Annotated in this window: 34 protein-coding genes and 1 pseudogene; 4 read left to right on the top strand and 31 right to left on the bottom strand. The window is 69.8% G+C overall.

Annotated elements, in window-relative coordinates; genetic code table 11:
- Position 1 precedes the first annotated feature (1 nt).
- The 22 genes from secY to rpsJ all read right to left on the bottom strand — a co-directional run bounded on the left by secY (position 2) and on the right by rpsJ (position 11,187).
- Positions 2–1,294 carry a preprotein translocase subunit SecY gene (secY, locus tag H9L09_RS12425; protein ID WP_187577254.1) on the bottom strand — a complete coding sequence of 431 codons (1,293 nt, stop codon included), beginning with the start codon at positions 1,292–1,294 and terminating at the stop codon, positions 2–4.
- A gap of 158 nt (positions 1,295–1,452) precedes the next feature.
- Positions 1,453–1,893, bottom strand: coding sequence for a 50S ribosomal protein L15 (rplO, locus tag H9L09_RS12420; RefSeq protein WP_187577253.1), 441 nt, complete (start codon positions 1,891–1,893; stop codon positions 1,453–1,455).
- 1 nt (position 1,894) lies between these two features.
- Positions 1,895–2,077 (bottom strand): 50S ribosomal protein L30, encoded by a 183-nt coding sequence (rpmD, locus tag H9L09_RS12415; protein ID WP_187577252.1) that lies wholly within the window; start codon positions 2,075–2,077, stop codon positions 1,895–1,897.
- Positions 2,077–2,676, bottom strand: coding sequence for a 30S ribosomal protein S5 (gene rpsE / locus H9L09_RS12410; protein ID WP_187577251.1), 600 nt, complete (start codon positions 2,674–2,676; stop codon positions 2,077–2,079). The genes rpmD and rpsE overlap by 1 nt, the downstream gene beginning before the upstream one ends.
- A 34-nt stretch (positions 2,677–2,710) precedes the next feature.
- Positions 2,711–3,094, bottom strand: a complete 384-nt coding sequence (rplR, locus tag H9L09_RS12405; RefSeq protein ID WP_187577250.1) for a 50S ribosomal protein L18 — start codon at positions 3,092–3,094, stop codon at positions 2,711–2,713.
- A 2-nt stretch (positions 3,095–3,096) separates the two neighbouring features.
- On the bottom strand, positions 3,097–3,639 hold the full coding sequence (gene rplF / locus H9L09_RS12400) for a 50S ribosomal protein L6 (protein ID WP_187577249.1): 543 nt from the start codon (positions 3,637–3,639) through the stop codon (positions 3,097–3,099).
- Positions 3,640–3,666: 27 nt separating this feature from the next.
- Complete coding sequence (gene rpsH, locus H9L09_RS12395; RefSeq protein WP_187577248.1) at positions 3,667–4,083, bottom strand: 30S ribosomal protein S8; 417 nt, start codon at positions 4,081–4,083, stop codon at positions 3,667–3,669.
- 89 nt (positions 4,084–4,172) lie between these two features.
- The gene (locus H9L09_RS12390; protein WP_187577247.1) at positions 4,173–4,358 is read right to left on the bottom strand and encodes a type Z 30S ribosomal protein S14; all 186 of its coding nucleotides are present in this window, start codon (positions 4,356–4,358) and stop codon (positions 4,173–4,175) included.
- 3 nt (positions 4,359–4,361) lie between these two features.
- Positions 4,362–4,943: a 50S ribosomal protein L5 gene (gene rplE, locus H9L09_RS12385; RefSeq protein ID WP_187577246.1), complete on the bottom strand. Its 582-nt coding sequence runs from the start codon at positions 4,941–4,943 to the stop codon at positions 4,362–4,364.
- Entirely contained in the window at positions 4,943–5,305 is a 363-nt protein-coding gene (gene rplX, locus H9L09_RS12380; RefSeq protein WP_223164021.1) for a 50S ribosomal protein L24, read from the bottom strand. Before rplX ends, rplE begins: the two co-directional genes overlap by 1 nt.
- Positions 5,306–5,307: 2 nt before the next feature.
- Positions 5,308–5,676, bottom strand: a complete 369-nt coding sequence (rplN, locus tag H9L09_RS12375) for a 50S ribosomal protein L14 (RefSeq protein WP_011757324.1) — start codon at positions 5,674–5,676, stop codon at positions 5,308–5,310.
- Positions 5,677–5,758: 82 nt separating this feature from the next.
- A complete protein-coding gene (rpsQ, locus tag H9L09_RS12370) occupies positions 5,759–6,058 on the bottom strand; it encodes a 30S ribosomal protein S17 (protein ID WP_187577245.1) in 300 nt (99 codons plus the stop codon).
- Positions 6,055–6,291, bottom strand: a complete 237-nt coding sequence (gene rpmC / locus H9L09_RS12365; protein ID WP_187577244.1) for a 50S ribosomal protein L29 — start codon at positions 6,289–6,291, stop codon at positions 6,055–6,057. Before rpmC ends, rpsQ begins: the two co-directional genes overlap by 4 nt.
- A complete protein-coding gene (gene rplP, locus H9L09_RS12360) occupies positions 6,291–6,710 on the bottom strand; it encodes a 50S ribosomal protein L16 (RefSeq protein ID WP_187577243.1) in 420 nt (139 codons plus the stop codon). Before rplP ends, rpmC begins: the two co-directional genes overlap by 1 nt.
- A gap of 5 nt (positions 6,711–6,715) precedes the next feature.
- Positions 6,716–7,546, bottom strand: a complete 831-nt coding sequence (rpsC, locus tag H9L09_RS12355; RefSeq protein ID WP_187577242.1) for a 30S ribosomal protein S3 — start codon at positions 7,544–7,546, stop codon at positions 6,716–6,718.
- Positions 7,546–7,968, bottom strand: coding sequence for a 50S ribosomal protein L22 (gene rplV, locus H9L09_RS12350; protein WP_187577241.1), 423 nt, complete (start codon positions 7,966–7,968; stop codon positions 7,546–7,548). Before rplV ends, rpsC begins: the two co-directional genes overlap by 1 nt.
- Positions 7,969–8,032: 64 nt before the next feature.
- Entirely contained in the window at positions 8,033–8,314 is a 282-nt protein-coding gene (rpsS, locus tag H9L09_RS12345) for a 30S ribosomal protein S19 (protein WP_187577240.1), read from the bottom strand.
- A gap of 15 nt (positions 8,315–8,329) precedes the next feature.
- On the bottom strand, positions 8,330–9,163 hold the full coding sequence (rplB, locus tag H9L09_RS12340) for a 50S ribosomal protein L2 (protein ID WP_187577239.1): 834 nt from the start codon (positions 9,161–9,163) through the stop codon (positions 8,330–8,332).
- Between the two features lie 42 nt (positions 9,164–9,205).
- A complete protein-coding gene (rplW, locus tag H9L09_RS12335) occupies positions 9,206–9,511 on the bottom strand; it encodes a 50S ribosomal protein L23 (RefSeq protein WP_187577238.1) in 306 nt (101 codons plus the stop codon).
- Positions 9,508–10,185, bottom strand: coding sequence for a 50S ribosomal protein L4 (gene rplD, locus H9L09_RS12330; RefSeq protein WP_187577236.1), 678 nt, complete (start codon positions 10,183–10,185; stop codon positions 9,508–9,510). The genes rplW and rplD overlap by 4 nt, the downstream gene beginning before the upstream one ends.
- 2 nt (positions 10,186–10,187) lie before the next feature.
- Positions 10,188–10,853 (bottom strand): 50S ribosomal protein L3, encoded by a 666-nt coding sequence (gene rplC / locus H9L09_RS12325; protein ID WP_187577235.1) that lies wholly within the window; start codon positions 10,851–10,853, stop codon positions 10,188–10,190.
- A gap of 25 nt (positions 10,854–10,878) precedes the next feature.
- Positions 10,879–11,187, bottom strand: coding sequence for a 30S ribosomal protein S10 (gene rpsJ, locus H9L09_RS12320; RefSeq protein WP_008360994.1), 309 nt, complete (start codon positions 11,185–11,187; stop codon positions 10,879–10,881).
- A gap of 404 nt (positions 11,188–11,591) precedes the next feature.
- On the opposite strand from rpsJ, the gene H9L09_RS12315 reads away from it, so the two are divergent.
- Positions 11,592–12,941 carry an aspartate aminotransferase family protein gene (locus H9L09_RS12315; protein WP_187577234.1) on the top strand — a complete coding sequence of 450 codons (1,350 nt, stop codon included), beginning with the start codon at positions 11,592–11,594 and terminating at the stop codon, positions 12,939–12,941.
- A gap of 28 nt (positions 12,942–12,969) precedes the next feature.
- On the opposite strand, the gene H9L09_RS12310 is transcribed toward H9L09_RS12315, so the two are convergent.
- The 9 genes from H9L09_RS12310 to H9L09_RS12270 form a co-directional block, all read right to left on the bottom strand.
- A complete protein-coding gene (locus H9L09_RS12310) occupies positions 12,970–13,929 on the bottom strand; it encodes a D-2-hydroxyacid dehydrogenase family protein (RefSeq protein WP_187577233.1) in 960 nt (319 codons plus the stop codon).
- Positions 13,926–14,660, bottom strand: coding sequence for a tRNA (guanosine(46)-N7)-methyltransferase TrmB (gene trmB, locus H9L09_RS12305; protein ID WP_187577231.1), 735 nt, complete (start codon positions 14,658–14,660; stop codon positions 13,926–13,928). Before trmB ends, H9L09_RS12310 begins: the two co-directional genes overlap by 4 nt.
- A gap of 98 nt (positions 14,661–14,758) precedes the next feature.
- Positions 14,759–15,952 carry an elongation factor Tu gene (gene tuf / locus H9L09_RS12300; protein ID WP_187577230.1) on the bottom strand — a complete coding sequence of 398 codons (1,194 nt, stop codon included), beginning with the start codon at positions 15,950–15,952 and terminating at the stop codon, positions 14,759–14,761.
- Between the two features lie 59 nt (positions 15,953–16,011).
- Complete coding sequence (gene fusA, locus H9L09_RS12295) at positions 16,012–18,072, bottom strand: elongation factor G (protein ID WP_281390856.1); 2,061 nt, start codon at positions 18,070–18,072, stop codon at positions 16,012–16,014.
- A gap of 171 nt (positions 18,073–18,243) precedes the next feature.
- Entirely contained in the window at positions 18,244–18,714 is a 471-nt protein-coding gene (gene rpsG / locus H9L09_RS12290) for a 30S ribosomal protein S7 (protein ID WP_187577228.1), read from the bottom strand.
- On the bottom strand, positions 18,714–19,088 hold the full coding sequence (gene rpsL / locus H9L09_RS12285; protein ID WP_056681807.1) for a 30S ribosomal protein S12: 375 nt from the start codon (positions 19,086–19,088) through the stop codon (positions 18,714–18,716). Before rpsL ends, rpsG begins: the two co-directional genes overlap by 1 nt.
- Positions 19,089–19,334: 246 nt before the next feature.
- A complete protein-coding gene (locus H9L09_RS12280) occupies positions 19,335–22,103 on the bottom strand; it encodes an FAD-binding and (Fe-S)-binding domain-containing protein (protein WP_187580857.1) in 2,769 nt (922 codons plus the stop codon).
- A gap of 119 nt (positions 22,104–22,222) precedes the next feature.
- Positions 22,223–23,521 carry a hydroxyacid-oxoacid transhydrogenase gene (locus tag H9L09_RS12275; protein ID WP_187577227.1) on the bottom strand — a complete coding sequence of 433 codons (1,299 nt, stop codon included), beginning with the start codon at positions 23,519–23,521 and terminating at the stop codon, positions 22,223–22,225.
- Positions 23,518–23,988 (bottom strand): NUDIX hydrolase, encoded by a 471-nt coding sequence (locus H9L09_RS12270; RefSeq protein WP_187577226.1) that lies wholly within the window; start codon positions 23,986–23,988, stop codon positions 23,518–23,520. The genes H9L09_RS12275 and H9L09_RS12270 overlap by 4 nt, the downstream gene beginning before the upstream one ends.
- A gap of 102 nt (positions 23,989–24,090) precedes the next feature.
- Here H9L09_RS12270 and H9L09_RS12265 point away from each other — a divergent pair, with 102 nt between their 5' ends.
- From H9L09_RS12265 to H9L09_RS22100, 3 genes and pseudogenes are all read left to right on the top strand, one after another.
- Complete coding sequence (locus tag H9L09_RS12265; protein ID WP_187577225.1) at positions 24,091–25,248, top strand: acyltransferase family protein; 1,158 nt, start codon at positions 24,091–24,093, stop codon at positions 25,246–25,248.
- Between the two features lie 118 nt (positions 25,249–25,366).
- Positions 25,367–25,525: pseudogene (locus H9L09_RS22650) on the top strand (VOC family protein); the annotation flags it as partial.
- 94 nt (positions 25,526–25,619) lie between these two features.
- Positions 25,620–26,063: a VOC family protein gene (locus H9L09_RS22100; RefSeq protein ID WP_246455986.1), complete on the top strand. Its 444-nt coding sequence runs from the start codon at positions 25,620–25,622 to the stop codon at positions 26,061–26,063.
- Positions 26,064–26,746 lie beyond the last annotated feature (683 nt).

The following is a 26,746-nucleotide window of genomic DNA, read 5'->3' as shown; positions in this document are numbered from 1 at the left end:
ATCAGCGCAGGAACCCTTCGTAGTTCCGCTGCTGCAGCTGGCTCTCGATCTGCTTCACCGTGTCCAGGGCGACACCCACCATGATCAGGATGGAGGTTCCGCCGAAGGGGAAGTTCTGGTTGGCGTTCACCAGCACCAGGGCGATGAGCGGGATCAGCGAGATCAGACCGAGGTAGAGCGAGCCCGGCAGCGTGATGCGGGACAGGACGTAGTTGAGGTACTCCTCGGTCGGCTTGCCCGCCCGGATCCCGGGAATGAAGCCGCCGTACTTCTTCATGTTGTCGGCGACCTCGACAGGGTTGAAGGTGATCGCCACGTAGAAGTAGGTGAAGAAGATGATGAGCGCGAAGTAGACCGCCATGTAGAGCGGGTGCGCGCCGGAGACGAGATAGGTGTTGAGGAAGTTCGCCCATCCCGAGTCGCCGGCGAACTGTGCCGCCATCGCGGGGAGATAGAGCAGGCTCGAGGCGAAGATGACCGGGATGATGCCGGCCTGGTTCACCTTGAGCGGGATGTACGTCGACGAGCCGCCGAACATCTTGCGGCCGACCATCCGCCGCGCGTACTGCACCGGGATGCGCCGTTGGCCCTGCTCCATGAAGATGACCGCGGCGACGAGCACCAGTCCGATCGCCATCACGAGCGCGAAGACCCACCAGCCGCGCGACACCTTGACCTGCCACAGGGACGACGGGAAGCCCGCCACGACCTGGGTGAAGATCAGGATCGACATGCCGTTGCCGATGCCGCGGTCGGTGATGAGCTCGCCGAGCCACATGATGACCGCGGTGCCGGCGGTCATGGTGATCACCATGACCAGCACGGTGGCCAGGCTGTCCTCGTTGTAGAGCAGCGCGTCGGGGCAGCCGCGGAGCAGCTGGCGCGAGCGGGCGAGCGCCACGATGCCGGTGGCCTGGAGGACCGCCAGTGCCAGCGTGAGGTACCGGGTGTACTGGGTGATCTTGGTCTGGCCGGCCTGGCCCTCCTTCTTGAGGGTCTCCAGCCGGGGGATCACGACGACGAGGAGCTGCAGGATGATGCTCGCGGTGATGTAGGGCATGATGCCCAGCGCGAAGATCGTCAGCTGGAGCAGCGCCCCTCCGGAGAACAGGTTGATCAGGCCGTAGATGCCGTCGTTCTCGATCTGACGGAAACAGGACTGAACGTTCCCGACGTTCACCCCGGGGGCGGGGATCTGCGATCCGAGCCGGAAGATCACGATGATCAGTCCGACGAACAGCAGCTTGCGACGCAGATCCGGCGTGCGGAACGCGTTGGCGAAGGCGCCTAACACCTGGTCCTCTTCTCCCCTACACAGACGTCCCGCGCTGGTGCGGCAGGACCCCGGAAGCCTAACAGGGGCCCGAGCCTCCGGAGGTCACCGCAGGTGCGATGACGTCCGGTCGCCCGGGCCCCTGACATGTCAGTCGGCTGTCGAGCCTGACCTGCTGGTCAGAGCTCGGTGGTGCTTCCGCCGGCGGCCGCGATCTTGTCCTTGGCCGAGGCCGAGAACGAGTGCGCGCTCACCTGGACGGCGACCGAGAGGTCGCCGGAGCCGAGCACCTTGACGGGGAGGCCGTCACGGACGGCTCCCCGGGCGACGAGCTCCTGCGGTCCGACGGTGCCGCCCTCGGGGAAGAGCTCGTTGATCCGGTCGAGGTTCACGACCTGGAACTCCACCTTGAACGGGTTCTTGAAGCCCTTGAGCTTCGGCAGCCGCATGTGGATGGGCATCTGGCCACCCTCGAAGCCGGCCGGCACCTGGTAACGGGCACTGGTGCCCTTGGTGCCTCGACCGGCGGTCTTGCCCTTGGAGCCCTCACCGCGACCCACACGGGTCTTCGCGGTCTTGGCGCCGGGGGCAGGACGCAAGTGGTGCAGCTTGAGCGTCATGTCAGTCCACCTCTTCCACGACGATCATGTGCCTGACCGTCTGGAGCATGCCACGGATCTCGGGACGGTCCTCCTTGACGACGACGTCGCCGATGCGCTTGAGACCAAGCGTGCGGAGGGTGTCCCGCTGGTTCTTCTTGCAGCCGATCGTCGACCGCTTCTGCTGGACCTTGAGGCGCGCCATCACTGGCTCACCTCCGCGCGGGCCCGGAGCAGGGCGGCCGGCGCGACGTCCTCGACGGGGAGGCCACGGCGGGCCGCGACGGCCTCGGGCTCCTCGAGCGAGCGCAGCGCCTCGACGGTGGCGTGCACGATGTTGATCTGGTTCGACGAGCCCAGCGACTTGCTGAGCACGTCGTGGATGCCGGCGCACTCCAGCACGGCGCGCACCGGGCCACCGGCGATCACACCGGTACCGGGGGCAGCCGGGCGAAGCAGGACGACGCCGGCCGCCTTCTCACCCTGGACCGGGTGCGGGATCGTGCCCTGGACGCGCGGGACCCGGAAGAAGCTCTTCTTGGCCTCCTCGACACCCTTGGCGATCGCGGCCGGGACTTCCTTGGCCTTGCCGTAGCCGACACCGACCATGCCGTCGCCGTCACCGACGATCACGAGGGCGGTGAAGCTGAAGCGACGACCACCCTTCACGACCTTGGCGACACGGTTGATCGCGACGACCCGCTCGATGTAGGCGGTCTTGTCCGCACCCTGGCCGCCGCGGCGGTCGTCACGGTTTCCGCGACGGTCGCCACCGGCGCCGGTACGGCGCTGTGATCCGCTCATTCCGAACTACCTCTTCCCTATCTCGTCTTCGCGATCAGAACGCGAGGCCGCCCTCGCGGGCGCCTTCAGCGAGGGCGGCAACGCGCCCGTGGTACTTGTTGCCGGCGCGGTCGAAGACCACGCCCTGGACGCCGGCAGCCTTCGCACGCTCGGCCACGAGCTCGCCGACCTTGCGCGCCTTGGCGGACTTGTCGCCCTCGGTGGAGCGAAGGTCCGCCTCCATCGTGCTGGCGAAGGCGAGGGTCTTGCCCACCGCGTCGTCGACCACCTGGACGGAGATGTGCTTGCTCGACCGAGTGACGACGAGGCGCGGACGCTCCGCCGTCCCGGTGATCTTCTTGCGGCCACGCACCTGGCGACGCAGGCGCGAAGCCGTGCGAGCGCTGGTGTACTTGCCGGACTTGAGTGAGATAGCCATCGTCACTTACCAGCCTTTCCGACCTTGCGACGAATCTGCTCGCCCGCGTAGCGGACACCCTTGCCCTTGTAAGGCTCGGGCTTGCGCAGCTTGCGGATGTTCGCGGCGACCTCGCCGACCAGCTGCTTGTCGATGCCCTGGACGCCGAGCCGGGTGGGCCCGTCCACCGTGAAGGTGATGCCGTCGGGAGCGTTGAACGTGATCGTGTGCGAGTAGCCGAGCTGGAACTCCAGCTGCGTCGGACCCTTGGACAGGACCCGGTAGCCGACTCCGACGATCTCGAGCTTCTTCTCGTAGCCCTCGGTCACGCCGGTCACCATGTTGGCGATGAGCGTGCGGGTCAGGCCGTGCAGCGAGCGGCTCTCGCGCTCGTCGTTCGGGCGCTTCACCTCCACCGCACCGTCCTCGGCGCGGTCGATGGTCAGCGGAACGGCGACCGTGTGGCTCAAGGTGCCCTTGGGACCCTTGACCGTCACGAGCTGCTCGGCCACGGTGACGTCGACACCCGACGGGACCGGGATGGGGAGCTTGCCAATACGCGACATGGAACGTTTCTCCTCTCGGTCTCGTCGTTACCAGACGTAGGCGAGGACTTCCCCACCTACGCCCTTCTTGTTTGCCTGGCGGTCGGTCAGCAGACCCTGGCTCGTCGAGATGATCGCGACGCCGAGGCCACCGAGCACCTTCGGGAGGCCGGTGTGCTTGGCGTAGACGCGCAGGCCGGGCTTGCTGATCCGGCGAACGCCCGCGATGGAGCGCTCCCGGTTCTGGCCGTACTTCAGCGTGATCGTCAGCGTCTTGCCCACGGTCTGGTCCGCGTCCTCGGCGGGCTCCTCGACCTTCCAGGAGGTGATGTAACCCTCCTGCTGAAGGATCTCGGCGACGCCGGACTTCAGCTTGCTGTGCGGCATCGACACCGAGTCGTGGTACGCCTGGTTGGCGTTGCGCAGACGAGTGAGCATGTCTGCGATCGGGTCAGTCATCGTCATGGCCGTGAGGCCCTTTCCCACCGCGGTTTCGCCCCTGAGTGATCAGGGCGCGACCTGCGGCGTGTTGATAGGTCGAACGAAAAGGTGGACTACCAGCTGCTCTTGGTGACGCCGGGAAGCTCGCCCCGGTGAGCCATCTCCCGCAGACAGATTCGGCACAGGCCGAACTTGCGGTAGACGGCCTTGGGACGCCCGCAGCGCTGGCAGCGGGTGTAGCCACGCACCTTGAACTTCGGGGTACGGGCTGCCTTGACCTTGAGAGAAGTCTTGGCCATCGGTCACTGCTCCTTGAAGGGGAAGCCGAGCTGCTTGAGCAGCGCGCGACCCTCGTCGTCGTTCGTCGCGGTCGTCACGACCGTGATGTCCATGCCCCGGGCACGGTCGGTCCGGTCCTGGTCGATCTCGTGGAACATGACCTGCTCGGTGAGACCGAAGGTGTAGTTGCCACGGCCGTCGAACTGCTTCGGCGAGAGGCCGCGGAAGTCGCGGATGCGCGGCAGCGCCAGCGTGAGCAGGCGGTCCAGGAACTCCCACATCCGGTCGCCACGCAGCGTCACGTGGGCGCCGATCGGCATGCCCTCGCGAAGCTTGAACTGCGCGATGGACTTGCGGGCCTTGGTCACCTGCGGCTTCTGGCCGGTGATCGCGGTGAGGTCCTTGACCGCGCCGTCGATCAGCTTGGAGTCGCGGGCAGCCTCGCCCACACCCATGTTGACCACGATCTTGGTCACGCCGGGCACCTGCATGACGTTCGCGTAGCCGAACTGCTCGTGCAGCGCGGGGAGGATCTCCTCGCGGTAGCGCGACTTGAGACGCGGGATCTCCCGGGTCTGCGGGGTGGCGCTGTCGGTCACAGTCATCAGATCTCCTCACCGGTCTTGCGCGAGATGCGGACGCTGCGCTGCGCGGTGTACTCCGAACCGTCGGAACGACGCTTCTTCACCTCGACGCGCTTGTAGCCGATGCGCGTGGTGCCCTTGCCGTCGACCAGCATCACGTTCGAGACGTGGATGGCCGCCTCCTGCGTCACGATGCCGCCGGTGGTGCCGGCGCGGCCGCCCTGGTTGACGACCTTCGTGTGACGCTTGATGCGGTTCACGCCTTCGACGATGACCCGCTGCTCCTCGGCCAGGACCGCGATGACGCGCCCCTCGGCTCCCTTGTCCTTGCCCGCGATCACCCGGACGGTGTCGCCCTTCTTGATGTTCAGGTTCTTAGCCATGCTCAGAGCACCTCCGGCGCCAGCGAGATGATCTTCATGAACTTCTTCTCCCGCAGCTCCCGGCCGACAGGGCCGAAGATGCGGGTGCCACGGGGCTCGCCGTCATTCTTGAGGATGACGGCGGCGTTCTCGTCGAACCGGATGTACGAGCCATCCGGACGGCGACGCTCCTTCACGGTCCGCACCACAACGGCCTTGACGACGTCGCCCTTCTTGACGTTGCCACCGGGGATCGCGTCCTTCACGGTGGCGACGATGACGTCGCCGATGCCTGCGTAGCGTCGACCCGATCCGCCGAGCACACGGATGCAAAGGATCTCCTTCGCACCGGTGTTGTCGGCGACCTTGAGTCGCGACTCCTGCTGGATCATCGGTATTTCTCCTGGTTGTCGCGCCGGTTCTCAGCGGGGCTGAGCCTTGCGGAACTTGCGTGTCAGCCGGCTGGCTGAGGGATTACTTGGCCTTCTCGAGCACTTCGACGATCCGCCAACGCTTGCTGGCGGACAGGGGGCGGGTCTCCATGATCAGGACCCGGTCCCCGACGCCGCACTGGTTCTGCTCGTCGTGCGCCTTGAGCTTGCTGGTGCGCCGCAGGACCTTGCCGTAGAGCGGGTGCTTGACCCGGTCCTCGACGGAGACGACGACGGTCTTCTCCATCTTGTCGCTGACCACGAGGCCCTCGCGGACCTTGCGGGCGCTGCGCGACGCCTCGGACGCCTCTGTCTTGGTCACTTCAGCTGCCTTCTCACTCATGCGGCACCGTCCTCGGTGCCCGGGGCCTGACGGATCCCGAGCTCGCGCTCACGCACCACGGTGTAGATGCGGGCGATGTCTCGCTTGACCGTCCGGAGACGGCCGTGGCTCTCGAGCTGACCGGTCGCGGCCTGGAAGCGGAGGTTGAACAGCTCCTCCTTGGCCTCGCGGAGCTTCTGCTCGAGGTCGACGTTGGTCATGTCGTCCATCTCGTGCGCTGTGGTTGCTGCCATCAGAACTCACCTGCCTCGCGGGTGACGAAGCGACACTTCATCGGGAGCTTGTGCATCGCGCGGCGCATGGCCTCGCGAGCGATGTCCTCGGGAACGCCCGAGAGCTCGAACATGATGCGTCCGGGCTTGACGTTGGCGATCCACCACTCCGGGGAGCCCTTGCCCGAACCCATGCGGGTCTCGGCCGGCTTCTTGGTCAGCGGGCGGTCGGGGTAGATGTTGATCCACACCTTTCCACCACGCTTGATGTGACGGGTCATCGCGATACGCGCGGACTCGATCTGGCGGTTGGTCACGTAGTGGGCCTCGACCGCCTGGATGCCGAACTCGCCGAAGGCGAGCTTGGTGCCACCCTTGGCCGCACCCGTCCGCTTCGGGTGGTGCTGCTTGCGGTGCTTGACCCTGCGGGGCATCAGCATGGTGCTCAGGCCTCCTGTCCGGTGGTCTCGGCAGCCGGCGCCTCTGCGGGAGCGGCTGCGGTCTCGGTCGGGGCCTCGGTGCCGGTGGCGCGGTCCGAACGGGTCGGACGCTCGCCACGGGTGCCACGGGTCGGACGCTCACCGGCGCGGCCACGGCCACGGCTGGGAGCCCCGGCGCGCGCGGCGGCCTGCGCCTCACGCTCGGCGCGGGTGCCCGCGACCTCGCCCTTGTAGATCCAGACCTTCACGCCGATGCGGCCGAAGGTGGTCTTGGCCTCGTAGAAGCCGTAGTCGATGTCGGCGCGCAGGGTGTGCAGGGGCACTCGGCCCTCGCGGTAGAACTCCGAGCGCGACATCTCGGCGCCACCGAGGCGACCCGAGCACTGGATGCGGACGCCCTTGGCGCCGCTGCGCATCGTGGTCTGCATCGCCTTGCGCATCGCGCGACGGAACGCCACACGACCGGCCAGCTGCTCCGCGACGCCCTGGGCGACGAGCTGAGCATCGGTCTCGGGGTTCTTCACCTCGAGGATGTTCAGCTGCACCTGCTTGCCGGTGAGCTTCTCCAGCTCGCCACGGATGCGGTCCGCCTCGGCGCCGCGGCGACCGATCACGATGCCCGGACGCGCGGTGTGGATGTCGACCCGCACTCGGTCCCGGGTGCGCTCGATCTCGACGCGGGAGATGCCGGCGCGCTCCATGCCCTTGGACAGGAGACGACGGATCGCCACGTCCTCGCCGACGTAGGCCTTGTAGAGCTTGTCGGCGTACCACCGGCTGCGGTGGTCCGTCGAGATCCCGAGCCGGAAACCGTTCGGGTTGATTTTCTGACCCATCAGGCCTTCCGTCCCTTCTCGTTCGACTGGTCGGCCGGCTGCACCACGAGGGTGATGTGGCTGGTCCGCTTGTTGATGCGCGACGCACGGCCCTGGGCACGGGGGCGCCAGCGCTTCATCGTCGGGCCCTCGTCGACCGTCGCCTTGCTCACGACCAGGGTGTTGCGGTCGAGGCTCTCGGTGGTCACCGCATTGGCGACCGCACTCTCGAGGACCTTGTAGACCGTCTCACTGGCCGCCTGCGGCGCGAACTGCAGCAGGGCAAGCGCTTCGTCGACACCCATCCCGCGCACCATGTCTACGACACGACGCGCCTTCATCGGGGTGATCCGGACGAAGCGCGCGCTGGCGAAAGCCCCGGGCTGGTCGCCCAGAAGGCTGTCGCGACGGGCGCTCACGCGCCTCCGCTCCATAACGCTCATAACTGTTTCGACTCTCTCGGCTCTGTCGGCTCTGCTGACGTCGGCTGCGCGATCGCGGTTGCGATCAGCGGCGGCGGCTCTTCCGGTCGTCCTTGACGTGCCCGCGGTAGGTGCGGGTCGGCGCGAACTCCCCGAGCTTGTGACCGACCATCGAGTCGGTCACGAACACCGGGACGTGCTTGCGACCGTCGTGCACCGCGATCGTGTGACCGATCATGGCCGGCACGATCATGGAGCGCCGCGACCACGTCTTGATGACGTTGTGCGTGCCCTTCTCGTTCTGTCCGTCCACCTTCTTGCTCAGGTGGTCGTCGACGAAGGGACCCTTCTTCAGGCTGCGTGGCATGGTTCAGTTCCCTTCTCAGCGACGCTTGCCGGACTTGCGGCGACGGACAATGAGGGCGTCCGAGGCCTTGCGCTTGCGCGTGCGGCCCTCCGGCTTGCCCCAGGGGGAGACGGGGTGACGTCCACCGGACGTCTTGCCCTCGCCACCACCGTGCGGGTGGTCGACCGGGTTCATGACGACACCACGGACGGTCGGGCGCTTGCCCTTCCAGCGCATGCGGCCGGCCTTGCCCCAGTTGATGTTCGACTGCTCGGCGTTGCCGACCTCGCCGACGGTGGCGCGGCAGCGCACGTCGACGTACCGCATCTCGCCGGACGGCATCCGGAGCTGTGCGCGGCTGCCCTCCTTGGCGACCAGCTGCGCCGACATTCCGGCGGAGCGGGCGATCTTGGCGCCACCACCGGGCCGGAGCTCGATGCAGTGGATCGTCGTACCGACCGGGATGTTGCGCAGCGGCAGGTTGTTGCCCGGCTTGATGTCGGCCTTGACTCCGGCCTCCACCGCCGTGCCCTGACGCAGACCCTGCGGAGCGATGATGTACCGCTTCTCGCCGTCGGCGTAGTGCAGCAGCGCGATCCGAGCCGTGCGGTTCGGGTCGTACTCGATGTGCGCGACCTTGGCCGGCACGCCGTCCTTGTCGTAGCGACGGAAGTCGATGACGCGGTAGGCGCGCTTGTGGCCACCGCCCTGGTGACGGGTGGTGATCCGGCCCTGGTTGTTGCGGCCGCCCTTCTTCGGAAGGGGACGCACCAGCGACTTCTCCGGCGTCGACCGCGTCACCTCGACGAAGTCGGCGACCGACGAGCCACGACGGCCCGGGGTAGTCGGCTTGTACTTACGGATGCCCATGAGCTCTTCTCAGTCCTCTGCTCTACGTCTCGAACGACCCGGTCAGGAGACCGGGCCCCCGAAGATGTCGATGCGCTGTCCCTCGGCGAGGCTGACGATCGCGCGCTTGGTGTTGGCTCGCTTGCCCATGCCGAAGCGGGTGCGACGCGTCTTGCCCGCACGGTTCAGGGTGTTGACGGAGGTCACCTTGACGTTGAACACCTTCTCGACCGCGATCTTGATCTCGGTCTTGTTGGCCCTGGGGTCCACCAGGAAGGTGTACTTGTTCGCGTCGAGCAGCCCGTAGCTCTTCTCGCTGACGACCGGCGCGATCAGCACGTCACGGTGGTCCTTGTGGAAATTGCTCATGCCTCGGAAACCTCCGCTCCGTTGTCTGAATCCGCTTCGGTCGAGGTGGCCACTGCCTTGACGGACTTGCCCGCCATCGGACCGGCCACGAAGGCGTCGTAGGCACCCTTGGTGAACACGACGTCGTCGCACACCAGCACGTCGCGGGTGTTGAGCTGGTCCACCGCGAGGATGTGGATGTTGTCCACGTTGCGCAGCGAGAGCCAGGTCAGCGCGTCGCCACGCTCCAGCACGACCAGCGCACGGGGGCGCTGGGTCAGCGAGGCGAGAGCGGCGACCGCGGCCTTGGTCGAGGGGGCGCCGCCGTCGAGCAGCGACTCCACCACGTGGATACGGCCGGCGCGGGCCCGGTCGGAGAGGGCACCGCGCAGGGCGGCGGCCTTCATCTTCTTCGGGGTGCGCTGGTCGTAGCTGCGCGGCGTCGGGCCGTGGACCACGCCACCGCCGGCGAACTGCGGTGCGCGGGTCGAGCCCTGACGGGCGCGGCCGGTGCCCTTCTGCTTGTAGGGCTTGCGGCCACCGCCGCGGACCTCGCCGCGGCTCTTGACCGAGTGCGTGCCCTGGCGAGCAGCGGCCTGCTGGGCCACCACGACCTGGTGGATCAGCGGGATGTTCACCTGCACGTCGAAGATCTCGGCGGGGAGATCGACGTCGACGGTCTTGATGTCAGCCATGATCAGCCCTCCTTGACGAGCGACTTGGCAGCGGAACGGATCATGACCACGCCGCCCTTGGGGCCGGGAACGGCGCCCTTGAGCAGGATCAAGCCCTTCTCGACGTCCACGGCGTGGACCGAGATGTTCTGGGTGGTGACGGTGTCGCCGCCCATCCGGCCGGCCATCCGGACGCCCTTGAAGACGCGGCCGGGGGTGGCGCAGGCGCCGATCGAGCCGGGCTTGCGGTGGTTGCGGTGGGCACCGTGGGAGGCACCGACGCCGTGGAAGCCGTGACGCTTCATCACACCGGCGAAGCCCTTGCCCTTGCTGGTGCCGGTCACGTCGACCTCGTCGCCGGCGGCGAACAGCTCGGGGCTGAGCTCCTGACCGACGGAGTACGACGCGGCGTCCGCAGTGCGGATCTCCACCACGTGGCGGCGCGGCGTGACGCCGGCCTTGTCGAAGTGCCCTGCCAGCGGCTTGGTCACCTTGCGGCCGTCGATCTCGCCGAAACCGATCTGGACGGCGTTGTAGCCGTCCGTCTCGGGCTGGCGGACCTGCGTGACCACGTTGGTGCCGGCCGCGATGACGGTCACGGGCACGATGCGGTTGTTGTCGTCCCAGGTCTGGGTCATGCCGAGCTTGGTGCCCAGCAGCCCGCGGACGTTGCGTTCAAGAGTGCTCATGGAATATCAGGCCTCGTCGTCCAGCTCAGAGCTTGATCTCGATGTCGACACCAGCAGGAAGGTCGAGCCGCATCAGCGAGTCGACCGTCTTGGGGGTGGGGTCGATGATGTCGATGAGGCGCTTGTGGGTGCGCATCTCGAAGTGCTCGCGGCTGTCCTTGTACTTGTGGGGCGAGCGAATGACGCAGTAGACGTTCTTCTCGGTGGGCAGCGGCACAGGGCCGGCGACCTTCGCGCCCGTACGGGTGACCGTGTCAACGATCTTGCGCGCCGAGGTGTCGATCACCTCGTGGTCGTAGGCCTTGAGCCTGATGCGGATCTTCTGTCCCGCCATAGCTCCTCGTTAGTCCTTTACTCGTCGTACCGCCAGGTCACGCGACCCGGGCCGGGCCACAACGTTTCTCCGACTCCCCTCCACCCGACCCCCGCGGTCGGGCGTGTCGCCCGCAGTGGGCGCAACGCAGAACCGCGCGATCTCAGATGTTGTGGAGGGCCACCCAGCACAGGGCCGGGACTGAAAGGGTCTCCTGGTGCGGTGCGGGCACACGCCGGACCACTCAAACCAGGAATAACCGATTCAGTAGTCAAGTTTGCCTGCACCCCGGCGACCCCGCCGGAGCAACCGGAACAGTTTGTCAGAGACCGGGGGGGCATATCAAATCGGGGGCCCCACGGGGCGCGACGCGCCCACCGGAGGAGGGGCTGACGGCGGCCGCCGCGGTGCCCTAGGTTCGGCTCATGATCGACCGCGACCGGCTCCACGACCTGCACGCGGAGGAGGAGCGACGCTTCGTCGCCGACCACCCCCGCTCCGCCGAGCTCGCCGAGGAGGCGCGGGGCTCGCTGCTCGCCGGCGTGCCGATGCCCTGGATGAGCCGGTGGCCCGGCGCCTTCCCGCTCTTCTTCGTGGAGGCCTCCGGCGCCCGGTTCAGCGACGTCGACGGACGGGAGTACGTCGACCTGTGCCTCGGCGACACCGGGGCGATGACCGGTCACGCGCTGCCGGAGGTCACCGAGGCGATCTGCGAGCGGGCGCGCACCGGGATCACCACGATGCTGCCGAGCACCGACGCCGCCTGGGTGGGAGAGGAGCTCCGGCGACGCTTCGGGCTCGCCCGCTGGCAGATGGCGATGTCGGCGACCGACGCGAACCGGTTCGTGCTCCGGTTCGCGCGCCACCTCACCGGCCGGCCGAAGGTCGCGGTGATGGACTGGTGCTACCACGGGACCGTCGACGAGACGCTGGCCGTCCTCGACGGCGACCGGGTCGTGCCCCGTCCCGGTGCGCTCGGACCGCAGGTGGACGTCGCCCTCACCACCCGTGTGGTGCCCTTCAACGACCTCGGCGCGCTGGAGCGGGCGCTGGCGCACGGAGACGTCGCGGCGCTGCTGATGGAGCCGGCGCTGACCAACATCGGCATCGTGCTGCCCGAGCCGGGCTACCTCGACGAGGTACGCCGGCTGACCCGCGAGGCCAGGACCCTGCTGGTCATCGACGAGACGCACACGCTGTGCGCCGGCCCTGGAGGCTGCACCCGTGCCTGGCGGCTCGACCCGGACATGGTGGTGGTCGGCAAGCCGATCGGCGGCGGGGTGCCGGCCGCGGCGTACGGCCTGAGCGCGGAGCTGGCCGAACGGCTCACGCCGCCGATGCTCTCCCACGACATCGACGTCGCCGGGGTCGGCGGCACCCTCACCGGCAACGCGCTCGCCCTGGCCGCGGTGCGCCGGACCCTGTCGGTGGCGCTGCGCGAGGAGGACTTCGCGGTGGCGTTCCCGCTCGCGCAGGCGTGGGCCGACGGGGTGGCCGGCGTCATCGAGGAGCACGCCCTGCCCTGGCACGTGCAGCGCCTCGGGGCCCGTGCGGAGTACTGGTTCTGCCCTCCCCCGCGCGACGGCGCCGCGGCCGCCGCGGCGATCGACGAGGAGCTCGAGGCGTTCATGCACCTGTGGGCCCTCAACCGGGGGATCCTGCTGACGCCGTTCCACAACATGGCGCTGTTCTCCCCGCACCACAGCCGCTCCGACGTGGACCGACACACGGAGGTCTTCGGCCAGGCGGTGGCCGCGCTGCTGGGCCGCTCCTGACCCCTCCTGACCCCTCCAGCCGCTGGTGCTAGGGCAGCTCGCGCACCGGCGCGCCCGCCAGGAAGGCCGCGACGTCCTCGACGACGTCGGCGAAGAAGGTCCGCCACCCGTCGTCGGTGACGTAGCCCAGGTGCGGCGTCAGCAACGACCGGGGCGCCGAGCGCAGCGGATCGTCGGCCGGCAGCGGCTCCTGGTCGTAGACGTCCAGGGCCGCCCCGCCGATGGTGCCCGCCTGCAGGGCGGCGAGCAGGGCGCCGGCCTGCACGATCGGACCGCGCGAGGTGTTGACCAGCAGGGCGGTGGGCTTCATCAGCTCGAGCTCGCGGGCACCGACCAGGCCACGGCTGCGGTCGCCGAGGACCAGGTGCAGCGTCACCACGTCGGAGGTGGAGAGCAGCTCGTCGAAGCCGACCTTGGCGACCCCGACCGCGTCGGCCCGCTCCTGCGTCAGGTGGGTGCTCCACGCGACGACCGACATGCCGAAGGCCTGACCGATCCGGGCCACCTCGCCGCCCAGCCGGCCGAGCCCCACCACGCCGAGCTGCTTGCCGGCCAGCCCGATGCCCTGCGTGGACTGCCACTCCCCCGCGCGCATGTGCGCGCTCTCCTGCTCGAGGTGCCGGGCCAGCCCCAGGATCAGCGCCCACGTGTGCTCGACCGTCGAGGTCGCGGAGGTGCGCGTGCCGCAGACCGTCACACCGTTGGCCCGCGCGGCGGCGACGTCGATCGAGGCGTTGCGCATCCCGGTGGTCACCAGCAGCCGCAGCCGCGTCAGCCGGTCCAGCACCACGGCCGGCAGCGGCGTGCGCTCGCGCATCGCGACCACCACGTCGTAGCCGGAGAGCCGCGCCACGAGCTCGTCGGGATCCGGGATGTGCTCGGTGAGGACGTCGACCCGCACCCGGTCGCCGAGCACCGACCAGTCGGCCGCGCCCAGCGCCGCGCCGGCGTAGTCGTCCAGCACCACGGCGCGCAGCGGCCCGCTCATGCGACCACCTCCCGCCGGCGGTAGGCGAGGTCGGTGATCGGCCGCCCGGCGCGGAGCCCGCGGCGCTCGAAGCGGGTGTGCGGACGGTCCGTCCAGCGCGGGACCGGCCCGCCCTCGAGCAGCGGCTCGGCGTCCAGGACATGCTGCATCTGCTCGGCGTACGGCGGCCAGTCGGTCGCCAGCCGCCAGACGCCACCGGCCTGCAGCCGCGAGGCGGCGACGGCCGCGAAGGCGGGGCCGACCAGGCGCCGCTGCTCGTGCCGCTTCTTGGGCCACGGGTCGGGGAAGAACGTCCACAGCTCGGCGATGCTCTCCGCCGCGAACAGGTTCTCCAGCGACCACACCGCGTCGACGCTGATCATCCGGACGTTCTCGACGCCGGCGCGCTCCAGCGCGTGGAACGTCTCCGCCACCCCGGGCCGCCAGACCTCGAAGGCGAGCACGTCGTACGCCGGCCGCCGGGCCGCCAGAGCCGCCGTGGCCTCCCCGATCCCCGACCCGATCTCCACGATCAGCGGGGCGTCGCGGCCGAACCGGTCGGCGAAGGAGAAGCCCGGCTCGTCGACGGCCTCGTCGGGGATCCACCACCGCTCGGCCCGGCGCCCCCACACCTCGGCCTGGGCGTCGCTGAGCCGGCTGCCGCGGCGGCTGTAGGTGAGGACCTCGCGGATCCGCTGACCGTCCTCGGTCACGCCGGTGTGCGGTCGCGCCGGCCGAACGCCCTGCTGCATCTGGTCGCCTTCCTGGCGGGAGGGGAAAGGCGAGAGGCCCGACCCCTGGGGGGCCGGGCCTCTCGATCGAACAGGGTGCCGTCAGCTGACGGCGGGGATCACTTGATGATCTTGGTGACCCGGCCGGCGCCGACGGTGCGGCCACCCTCCCGGATCGCGAACCGGAGACCGTCCTCCATGGCGATCGGCTGGATCAGCTCGACCGACATGTCGGTGTTGTCGCCCGGCATGACCATCTCGGTGCCCTCGGGGAGCTGCACGACCCCGGTGACGTCCGTCGTCCGGAAGTAGAACTGCGGACGGTAGTTGTTGAAGAACGGCGTGTGACGGCCGCCCTCCTCCTTCGAGAGGATGTAGACCGAGGCCTCGAAGTTGGTGTGCGGGGTCGTGGTGCCCGGCTTGATGACGACCATGCCGCGCTCGACGTCCTCGCGCTTGGTGCCACGAAGCAGCAGCCCGACGTTCTCGCCGGCCTGGCCCTCGTCGAGCAGCTTGCGGAACATCTCGACGCCGGTGACCGTGGTGGTCTGCTTGGCCTCGCGGATGCCGATGATGTCGACGGTCTCGTTGACCTTGACCACACCGCGCTCGATCCGGCCGGTGATGACCGTGCCGCGACCGGTGATGGTGAAGACGTCCTCGACCGGCATCAGGAACGGCTTGTCGATCTCGCGCTCCGGCTGCGGGATGTACTCGTCCACAGCGTCCATGAGCTCGATGATCGACTGGCCCCACTTCTCGTCGCCGTTCAGCGCCGGGAAGGCCGCCACGCGGACCACGGGGATGTCGTCGCCGGGGAACTCGTACTCCGAGAGGAGCTCGCGCACCTCCATCTCGACGAGCTCGATGAGCTCCTCGTCGTCGACCATGTCGCACTTGTTCAGGGCGACCACGATCGCCGGCACGCCGACCTGACGCGCGAGCAGCACGTGCTCACGGGTCTGGGGCATCGGGCCGTCGGTGGCGGCGACCACGAGGATCGCGCCGTCCATCTGCGCCGCGCCGGTGATCATGTTCTTGATGTAGTCGGCGTGACCGGGGCAGTCGACGTGCGCGTAGTGACGCGACTCCGTCTGGTACTCGACGTGCGCGATCGAGATGGTGATACCGCGCTGCCGCTCCTCCGGGGCCTTGTCGATCTCGTCGAACGGCGTGAAGGGGTTCAGGTCAGGGTACTTGTCGTGCAGCACCTTGGTGATCGCTGCGGTCAACGTCGTCTTGCCGTGGTCGATGTGACCAATGGTGCCGATGTTGACGTGCGGCTTAGTCCGCTCGAACTTCGCCTTAGCCACGGGGGCTCCTCCTAGTTAGTACTTGACTCGTCTGCTGGGGAAAGTGCTAGTCCGACGAACTACTCGCCGCGGACCTTCTTGATGATCTCGTCGGCGACGTTCTGCGGAACCTCGGCGTACGAGTCGAACTCCATCGAGTACGACGCCTGACCGGAGGTCTTGGACCTCAGATCGCCAACGTACCCGAACATCTCGGACAGCGGTACCAGCGCCTGCACGACCCGGTCACCCGAGCGGTCGAACATGGACTGGACCTGGCCGCGCCGCGAGTTGATGTCGCCGATCACGTCGCCGAGGAAGTTCTCGGGGGTCGTGACCTCGACGGCGAACATCGGCTCGAGCAGCACGGGCTTGGCGAGCCGGGCGGCCTCCTTGAAGGCCTGGGTCCCGGCGATCTTGAACGCGAGCTCGGAGGAGTCGACGTCGTGGTAGGCGCCGTCCTCGAGAGTCACCTTCACGTCGACCATCGGGTAGCCGGCGAGGACACCGAACTCCATGGCGTCCTGCGCACCCTGGTCCACCGAGGGGATGTACTCGCGGGGGATGCGGCCACCGGAGACGGCGTTCACGAACTCGTAGCCGGCACCGCTGCCGGTCTCCGGGTCGATGCTCGGCTCGATCGAGATGAGCACCTTCGCGAACTGGCCGGACCCACCGGTCTGCTTCTTGTGGGTGTAGGAGTGCTTCTCCACCTTGCGGCGGATGGTCTCGCGGTAGGCGACCTGCGGCTTGCCGACGGTGGCCTCGACGCGGAACTCGCGCTTCATCCGGTCGACCAGGATCTCCAGGTGCAGCTCGCCCATGCCGGCGATGATCGTCTGGCCGGTCTCCTCGTCGGACTTCACCGTGAAGGTGGGGTCCTCGTCGGAGAGCCGCTGGATCGCGGTGCCCAGCTTCTCCTGGTCGCCCTTGGTCTTGGGCTCGATCGCGACCTCGATCACCGGGGCCGGGAAGCTCATCGACTCGAGCACCACCGGGTGCTGCATGTCACACAGGGTGTGACCGGTCTTGGTGTCCTTGAGGCCCATGACCGCGACGATCTGGCCGGCGCCGACCGACGCGATCTCCTCACGCTTGTTCGCGTGCATCTGGTAGACCTTGCCGATCCGCTCCTTGCGGCCGTTGACCGAGTTGAGCACGGTCGAGCCGGCCTCCAGCTTGCCGGAGTAGACGCGGACGTAGATCAGCTTGCCCAGGTGCGGGTCGGTGGCGACCTTGTAGGCCAGGCCGGAGAACGGCTCGTCGTCGCTCGGCTGGCGGACGATCACCTTCTCCTCGTCCTTGGCGTCGTGACCCTGGATGCCGTCGATGTCGAGCGGCGAGGGGAGGTACTTCACGACCGCGTCGAGCAGGGGCTGCACGCCCTTGTTCTTGAACGCGGTGCCGCAGAGGACCGGGTTGACCTTGTCGGCCAGGGTGGCGCGACGGATCGCGGCCTCGAGCTCCTCGACCGGGACCTCTTCGCCCTCGAGGTACTTCTCCATGACCGCGTCGTCGGCCTCGGCCAGCGTCTCGAGGAAGCGCTCGCGCCACTCGGCGGCCTGCTCGGCCATGTCGGCCGGGATCTCCTCGACCTCGTAGTCCTCGCCCATCTTGGTCTCGCCGCGCCAGGTGAGGGCACGCATGCCGACCAGGTCGACGACACCGAGGAAGTCGCTCTCGGCGCCGATCGGCAGCTGGAGGACGAGCGGGGTCGAGTTGAGGCGGTCGACCATCATGTCGACGCAGCGGAAGAAGTCCGCACCGGTGCGGTCCAGCTTGTTCACGAAGCACATCCGCGGGACGGAGTACTTGTTGGCCTGGCGCCACACGGTCATCGTCTGCGGCTCGACACCGGCGACACCGTCGAACACGGCGACCGCCCCGTCGAGGACGCGGAGCGAACGCTCCACCTCGGCGGTGAAGTCCACGTGACCGGGGGTGTCGATGATGTTGATCTGGTGGTCCTTCCACCAGCAGGTCGTCGCGGCGGACGTGATCGTGATGCCGCGCTCCTGCTCCTGCTCCATCCAGTCCATCGTGGCGGCGCCCTCGTGGACCTCACCGATCTTGTAGGTGATGCCGGTGTAGAACAGGATCCGCTCGGTGGTGGTGGTCTTGCCGGCGTCGATGTGCGCCATGATGCCGATGTTGCGGACCTTCTTGAGGTCGGTGGTGATGTCGACAGCCACGATGGGGTTCCCTCGGGTTTGACGGTGGAAGGTGCTGCTAGGTCTACTGCCGGCCGGTGGCCGTGACCTGCCCGGCACGACGGGCCCCCGGTCGGGGGGCGCCGGCGTACCGGTGGTCGATCACCAGCGGTAGTGCGCGAAGGCCTTGTTGGACTCGGCCATCTTGTGGGTGTCCTCGCGGCGCTTCACAGCGGCACCGAGGCCGTTGGAGGCGTCGAGGATCTCGTTCATGAGGCGCTCGGCCATCGTCTTCTCGCGGCGGGCCTGGGAGTACTCCACCAGCCAGCGCAGCGCGAGCGTGGTCTGGCGCACGGCCCGGACCTCGACGGGGACCTGGTAGGTCGCGCCGCCGACTCGACGGCTGCGGACCTCCAGCGCGGGACGGATGTTGTCCAGCGCGCGCTTCAGCGTGACGACCGGGTCGGTGCCGGTCTTCTCGCGAGCACCCTCGAGGGCGCCGTAGACGATGCGCTGCGCGGTCTGCTTCTTGCCGTCCTGCAGGATCTTGCTGACCAGCTGGGTCACGACGGGGCTGCCGTAGACCGGGTCGACGTCGATCGGACGCTTGGGAGCGGGGCCCTTGCGCGGCATTAGCTCTTCTCCTTCTTCGCGCCGTAACGGCTGCGAGCCTGCTTGCGGTTCTTGACACCCTGGGTGTCGAGCGAGCCGCGAATGATCTTGTAGCGGACACCGGGGAGGTCCTTCACCCGGCCGCCACGCACGAGCACGATCGAGTGCTCCTGGAGGTTGTGGCCGACACCCGGGATGTAGGCCGTGACCTCGACGCCGCTGGACAGGCGCACACGGGCGACCTTGCGCAGGGCGGAGTTCGGCTTCTTCGGGGTGGTCGTGTAGACACGCGTGCACACGCCGCGCCGCTGAGGCGATCCCTTCAGAGCGGGCGTCTTGTTCTTCGACACCTTGTCCTGGCGGCCCTTGCGGACCAACTGCTGGATGGTGGGCACCGCGTGGTTCCCCTTCGCTTTGGTAGTACTGACTCTTCGGGTGCTGCATGCGCTGCGGTCGTCGGCTTCCGCGGGACTCCCCCGCGGTCGGGCGTGTCGCCCGGCCCACGGCTCGCCGCCGGCTTGCTGGGGGCGGTGAGAGCCTTCGAACGCTGCTCGCGCAGCCGCGCGGCCCGTCGAGAGCACGCACGATGACCTGGCTGTCCCAGGCACGAAGAAAAAGATTACCGGCTCGCCGGGGCAGGGTCAAAACGGCCCCGGCCCGGATGCGGTATGGGTCGGCGCTGCCGCCGGCCCGGTCGGGACCTGGCCGAGCAGCTCGGCGAGGTGGGAGGCGCGTACGCCGGCCAGGTCGTCGAGCTGGGTGCGGCAGGAGAAGCCGTCGGCGAGCAGCACCGTGCCCGGCGCCGCGGCCCGCACGGCGGGCAGCAGGTGGGTCTCCGCGACGGCGACCGAGACGTCGTGGTGCCCCTGCTCGACCCCCCAGTTCCCGGCCAGCCCGCAGCAGCCGTCCACCCGGGTGACCCGGGCGCCGGTGCGCGCCAGCACCCGGGCGTCGGCCTCCCAGCCGAGGATGCTCGCGTGGTGGCAGTGCGGCTGCACGAGCACCTCGGTGCCGGTCAGGTCCGGCGGCACCCAGCCCGGGGTGGCCTCGAGCTGCTCGGCGAGGGTGCGGGTGTTGCGCGCCACCGCGGCGGCCGCCCGGCCCAGCTCGGTGTCGGCGCCGAGCAGCTCCACGGCGTCGGAGCGCAGCGTGGCCAGGCAGGACGGCTCGAGAGCCACCACCGGGACGCCGCGCTCGGCGTACTCCCCCAGCACCGCGACGGTCCGCTCCATCTCGCGCCGGGCCGCGCCGAGCTGGCCGGTGCTGAACCAGGTCAGCCCGCAGCAGGCGCGGGCCCCGACGACCCCGACACGGAGGCCGGCCGCCTCCAGGACCCTGACCGCAGCCTGGGCACCCGCCGGATCGAAGCGGTCGGTGAAGGTGTCGGCCCAGATCGCCACGTCCGGCTGCTCGTCGTCCAGGTCGTACGTCGTCCGCCGGGACCGGCCGCGGAACGGCTCGGCGGCCGGCACCGGCAGCCCGCGGCGCTGGTCGACGCCGGCCACCGCCTTGGCCAGCCACTGCACCAACGGGACCTCCAGCGCGCGGGCCGCCAGCGGCGCCACCGGGGCACCGAGGCGCAGCCACCGCGGCAGCGCCCCGAGCGCGTAGTGGCCGCGCGGGCGCAGCTTGCCCCGGTAGCGCTGGTGCAGCGCCTCGACCTTCCAGGTCGCCATGTCCACCCCGGTGGGGCAGTCGTGGGCGCAGCCCTTGCAGGCCAGGCAGAGGTCCAGCGCCTCGTGCACCTCGGGGGAGGCCCAGCCGCCGGTGACCACTGAGCCCTCGACCATCTCCTGCAGCACCCGGGCCCGGCCGCGGGTGGAGTCCTTCTCCTCGCGGGTGGCCTGGTAGGAGGGGCACATCACCGAGCCGGTCGGCGCGGCCAGGCACTTGCCGACCCCCGTGCAGCGGTGCACGGCGGCGGCCACGGAGCCGTTGTCGTGCGCCCACTGCAGGGCCCGCGGGACGCTGCGCAGCGGCGTCGCGAGCCGCAGGTCCGCGTCGACCGGGCGCGGGTCGACCAGCACGCCGGGGTTCAGCACGCCGGCGGGGTCGAGCACCCCCTTGACCCGGGCGAAGAGGTCGATCACCTCCGCGGAGTACATCAGCGGCAGCAGCTCGGAGCGGGCGCGGCCGTCGCCGTGCTCCCCCGACAGAGTGCCGCCGTAGGACGCGACCAGCCGGGCCGCGTCGCCGAGGAACTCCCGGAACCGGCCCCGGCCGGCCGGGTCGGCGAGCTCGAAGTCGATGCGGACGTGCACGCAGCCGTCGCCGAAGTGGCCGTAGGGCACCCCGTCGAGCCCGGAGGTGCGCAGCAGGTCCTCGAAGTCGCGCAGGTAGGCGCCCAGCCGGTCCGGTGGCACCGCGGCGTCCTCCCACCCGGCGTGCGCCGGGCGGTCGAGGCTGATCGCGGCGAGCCCGGCGCCGTCCTCACGGATCCGCCACAGCGCGGCGGCCTCGCGCGGGTCGCTGACCACCCGGGCGTCCAGGGCCCCGGAGTCGGCGACCACCGCGGCGGCCAGCGCCTCCGCCTCGGCGCGGGTAGCACCGGTGACCTCGGCGAACAGCCAGCCCTCGCCACGCGGCAGCGGCGGCACGGTGCCCCGGCGCGCCCTGACCACGTCGACGATCCGTTGGCCGAGCCCCTCGCAGGCGACCAGCGGGTGGTGCAGCAGGGTGGGTACGGCGTCCGCCGCCGCCGGCATCGACGGGTAGCCGAGCACCGCCAGGGCACGGTGCGGGGCGTCCTCGACCAGACGGACGGTCGCGCCGAGCACCACCGCGAGGGTGCCCTCGGAGCCGACCAGGAACCGGTCCAGCCGCCGGCCGTTCTCGGGCAGCAGGTGCTCGAGGGAGTAGCCGGACACCTGCCGGCCGAAGCGGCCCATCTCGGTGCGGACGGTGGCGAGGTGCGCGTCCACCAGCGCGTCGAGCTCCGGAACGCCGGCGGCCCCCTCGCCCAGGAGCAGCCGCTGCCCGGTGCCGGTGAGCACGTCGAGCGCCACCACGTTGTCGGAGGTGCGGCCGTAGCCCAGCGCCCGGGACCCGCAGGCGTTGTTGCCGATCATCCCGCCGATGGTGCAGCGGGTGTGGGTCGAGGGATCCGGCCCGAAGCGCAGGGCGTGCGGCGTCGCGGCCCGCTGCAGCGACGCGTGCACCACCCCGGGCTCCACCCGGGCGGTGCGGGCGGCGGGGTCGACCTCGTGGATCTTGTGCAGGTGCCGGGCGGTGTCGACCACGATGCCGGGGCCGACCGCGTTGCCGGCGATGGAGGTGCCGGCGCCGCGCATCGTCAGCGGGGTGCGGGAGGAGCGGGCCACCTCGACCGCCGCCACCAGCTCGTCGACGTCGCGCGGCCGCACGACCACCTGCGGCGGCACCCGGTAGAGCGAGGCGTCGGTGGAGTACATCGCCCGGGCGAGCGCCGAGTCGTCGACCTCCGCGAGACCGGCCGTCCGCAGCTGGTCCGCCACGTCGCGCGCGGCCGCGGCGTACTCCCTCTGCTCGTGGCCCGCCAGCTCGTGCGTGGTCACCAGATCTCCAACGAGTCGCGCAGCACGGCTGCCACGTCGTCCTCGGACACCGGCCGCGGGGCGATGGCGAGCAGCCGCTGCTGCTTCATCGTGCCGCCGACCAGTGTGTCCACGTCGGCCTCGCCGTAGCCGATCTCGCCGAGGCCGTTCGGCAGCCCGATGTCGCGCATCAGCTCGGCCAGCACCGTCGGCAGAAGGTCCCAGGGGTCGCCGCGACGGTCGGCGCCGGGCGCCAGCAGCTCCGCGGCGCGCACGTGCCGGTCCGGGTCGGCGTCGAAGGTGAACCGGAAGGAGGCCGGTGCGGTGAGCGCCACCGCCATCCCGTGCGGCACCATCGCGTGCCCGGCCGGGTAGCCCTCGGGGTGGAAGTCGCGGACCTGGCCGGCCACCGGGTAGGCGTTGGCGTGCGGCAGGTGGACCCCGGCGTTTCCGAAGCCCATCCCCGCGAAGGTCGCGGCCAGCGCCATCTGCTCGCGCGCCTGCTCGTCCTCCCCGTGGCGGACCGCGGTGCGGAACGACCCGGCGAGCAGGCGCATTGCCCGCTCGGCCCACATGTCGGCGATCGGGTTCGCGCCGCAGTAGGGCACCCGGCCGCCCGGCTCCTTGTGCTCGAAGGAGGTGTACGGCCGCGCGGTCCAGCTCTCCAGCGCGTGGCACAAGATGTCCATGCCGCAGGCGGCGGTGACCCCGGACGGCTGGCTCATCGTCAGCCGGGGGTCCACGACGGCGAGGGTGGGTCGAAGCCGCGGGTGGCTGATGCCGGTCTTCACCTGCTGCTCGAGCACGTCCAGGACGCAGACCGTGGTGCTCTCGCTGCCGGTGCCGGTGGTCGTGGGCACCGCCACCAGCGGCGCCAGCGGGTTCACCGGCGAGCGGCCCTGCCCCACCGGCACGTTGACGTAGTCCATCAGCTCGCCGGGGTTGGTGGTCAGCAGGTTGACCGCCTTGGCGGTGTCGATCGCGGAGCCACCGCCGACGGCGACGAAGGCGTCCCACGGGCCGGTGCCCCGGGCGTGTTCCACGGCCGCGGAGATGCTCGCGTCGGTGGGCTCCACGTGCACCCCGTCGAAGACCTGCGCCTCGATGCCGAAGGCCGCCATCTGGTCGGCGACCCGTTGCGGGTGCCCGGTGGCGGCGACCCCGGCGTCGGTGACGACGAGGACCCTGTGGACGCCGTACGCCGCCAGGTCGACGCCGATCTCGTCGGAGCAGCCGGCGCCGAACTTGAGCTGGGGGGCGCCGTAGGTGAACACCGACTCGGGCCGCTCGGGCGGCGGGAACGCGGTCGCGCTCATGGGGAGACCTCTCGTCGCAGCAGGGCCAGGGCGTGCCGGGCGGCGGAGAGCAGGTCGAGCCGCTCGGCCTCCTCCAACGGCACCCACGCGGCGTGCTCGGTGGAGCCGCCGACCTCGACCACCCGGGGGGCCACGCCCTCCGAGGCCGGGTCCACGGTCGCCCAGAAGATCAGGTGCACGCCGTGGTAGTCCTCGACCAGCCCGTCGGAGCGCGGCCCGGTGAAGTGGGTGCTGTGCACGTCCGCGACCTGTCCCGGGTGCACGTCCAGGCCGGTCTCCTCGAGCACCTCGCGGCGCAGCGCCTCGCGCGGGTCCTCGCCGTGGTCGATGCCCCCTCCGGGCAGCGTCCACCGGCCCTGGATCCGAGTGCGCCCCGACATGCGGGTCAGCAGGATCTCCCCGTCGCGCGTGAGCACGGCGTACGCCGCGATCCGCTGCCGCCGGGGTGGCGCCGGGTCCTGGTCCATGACCGGGAGTCTAGATGTCGGGCTTCGGCCGTTTACCGGCGAGCGGTGAGGGAACCATCCACCCGTCACCCGATGCGACCCGAGAGCCGGACGAGCAGCCCCATGACGACGCCCGCGACCACGCAGCCGACCCCGCCACCGACCGGGGCGTCCGCGGTGGCCCGCTCGCCACAGCCCGCCTCCGGCCGGCCCTCCTCGCGGGACGCCTACTTCGACAACGCCAAGCTCGTGCTGGTCACCCTGGTCGTCGTCGGACACGCCTGGACGCTGATCCCCGACACGTCGTCCTCGGCGCCGACCTACTACGCGCTCTATGCGTTCCATGTGCCGGCCTTCGTGCTCGTCACCGGCTACCTCTCCCGCGGCTTCCGCTTCACCGGCAGTCACCTGCGCAAGCTGGCGACCACCGTGGTGGTGCCCTACCTTGTGTTCGAGTCGCTGCTGGCGCTGTTCCGCGTCACCGTCGGTGGGGAGCACCTCGGCAGCACGCTGTACCTCGACCCGCACTGGCCGATGTGGTACCTCGCGGTCCTGTTCACCTGGCGGCTCGCCACCCCGCTGCTGCGCCGGGTGCGACAGCCGATGCTGCTCGCGGTCGTGGTCTGCCTGCTGGGCGGGATCTACACCGGCGACACCCTCGACCTGGCCCGTGCGATGGGGCTGCTGCCGTTCTTCGTGGCGGGGCTGACGATGCGCCGGGAGCAGTTCACCTGGCTGGCCCGGCCCCGGGTGCGCGTGTTCGCCGCGGCGGCGCTGGTCACCGCGCTGGTCGTGGCCACCTTCGTCGCCGGACCGTTGAGCAAGGAGTGGCTCTACTGGCGCACCGGCTACGCCGACCTCGGCGTGGGCGTCGCGGAAGGCATGGCGGCCCGGCTGGTGCTGCTGGTCGTGGCCGGCGTGCTGGCGCTCAGCGCGCTGTCGCTGATCCCGACCACGCACCGCTGGTTCACGACGATGGGCTCGGCCAGCCTGGTCGTCTACCTCTTCCACGGCTTCGCGGTGAAGAGCGCGTCGTACGCCGGGGTCGGCGGCCTGGCCGAGCAGGACCCGGTCACCGCCTTCGTGCTGATCACCCTGGCCGCCGTCGGCCTCTCGCTGCTGCTCGCCGCGACTCCGGTCGCCCGCCGGCTGAACGCCCTGATCGACCCGATCAGCACGGTGTCCACCGGGCTGCCCGGACCGGTCGACCCGGCCGAGCAACGGCTGCGGACCCAGGCCCAGCTGGCGCTGGCTCCGCGGCGGCCCAACCGGCTCGTCTGACGGGGCGGGCTGCGGGATCGCGTCATGCCGGTCCCCAGTTTCTGTTGCCCCGCAGCGTGGCCGACGAGCGACCGAAAGCCGGTGGCCGCCCAGGGTGCTGGGGGCCTACGGTGCACCCATGGTGCTGCGACTCGAGGCGGTGACGTTCGAGGTGGCCGACGCCGCCGCAGTCGCGGCCTTCTGGGCCGGGCTGCTCCGGCGGGAGATCCTCGAGGAGGCCCACGGCGCGCTGCTCCCGGGCGACCCCGCACAGGTCGGGCTCCGCTTCGTCACCACCCGCACCGAGCAGATCGGCCCGCGACGGCTGCACCTGCACCTGACCAGCACCAGACCTCGAGGACCAGCGGCGGACGGTCGAGTCGGCTCTGCGGTTGGGCGGTCATCACATCGACGTCGGTCAGGCTCCCGATGCCGGCTTCGTCGTCCTGGCCGACCCGGGCGGCAACGAGATGTGCGTGATCGAGCCGCGGAACAGTTTCCTGGCCGGAACCGGCCCCCTCGGCGAGGTCACGTGCGACGGCACCCGGGACGTCGGCCTGTTCTGGCGCGATGCGCTGGACTGGCCGCTGGTGTGGGACGAGGACGAAGAGACCGCAGTCCAGTCGCCGCTCGGAGGCACCAAGATCTCCTGGGGCGGTCCGCCGGTCGCGCCCAGACTCGGACGGAAGCGGCAGCGGTTGGATCTGGTGGCAGCAGACCTCGGCACCGAGGTCGACCGGCTCGTGTCCCTGGGCGCGACCCGGTTGACCGATCTCGTTGACGGCGTCGAGCTCGCGGACCCGGACGGCAACGAGTTCGGCCTGCGCGCGCTCTAGCTGGGTGTGTCCCCTTTGGCGTCGACTGCGCCCGTCAGCCCCGACGGCACCGTCTGGGCCATGTCGTACTCAACTGACCTGAACGACGCGCAGTGGGCGTTGCTGGAACCGGTGTCCAACGCGCCGGGCAAGCACGCGTCTTGACACAGAAGGGAGCCAGTTGCGGTGCCCTCAATGCGGCTACTCCGGCGGGCTGTCTGACCGCACGACGTCGATTCACGACCGTTGAGGTTGCCGGGCTCGCGCTTTGCTAGGCGAGTGGGTCCACTGGTAGGTCCTCTGGCTTTACTGCCGCGGGGTCCACCCACTGGTGAACCTGCGCCATGAAGGTGTGCACGTATCCGCACCGTAGGCAGATGACGCCTTCAGCCGAGCTGTTGAGCCAGTCCAAGTCCATGAAAGTCATGCCCGTGGTGGTCATCTTGATCTCTCGGCTCGCGAACAGAAGGCCACGGCAGATCTGGCAGGTCAGAAAGGTCTGCGTTGGACGGATGAATACGTGCACTCTCGGCTCCCACCAGTCGGTCGGATAGCGAGCCTGAAGGTGAATACCGGACCGCGTCCGAAGTGCGGCAGAAGCGTGCGTCTTCGAGCGCACGCTATCTGCGGCATGGTCGGATGCGGCACCACCGTCAACGGTGCTCGTGTTCCGCTGTCTCGTTGTTGCAGGGGTTGGGGCGACC

This window comes from Nocardioides mesophilus, from assembly GCF_014395785.1.
Lineage (GTDB): Bacteria > Actinomycetota > Actinomycetes > Propionibacteriales > Nocardioidaceae > Nocardioides_B > Nocardioides_B mesophilus.
This window is presented reverse-complemented; position numbering and strand designations above follow the sequence as displayed.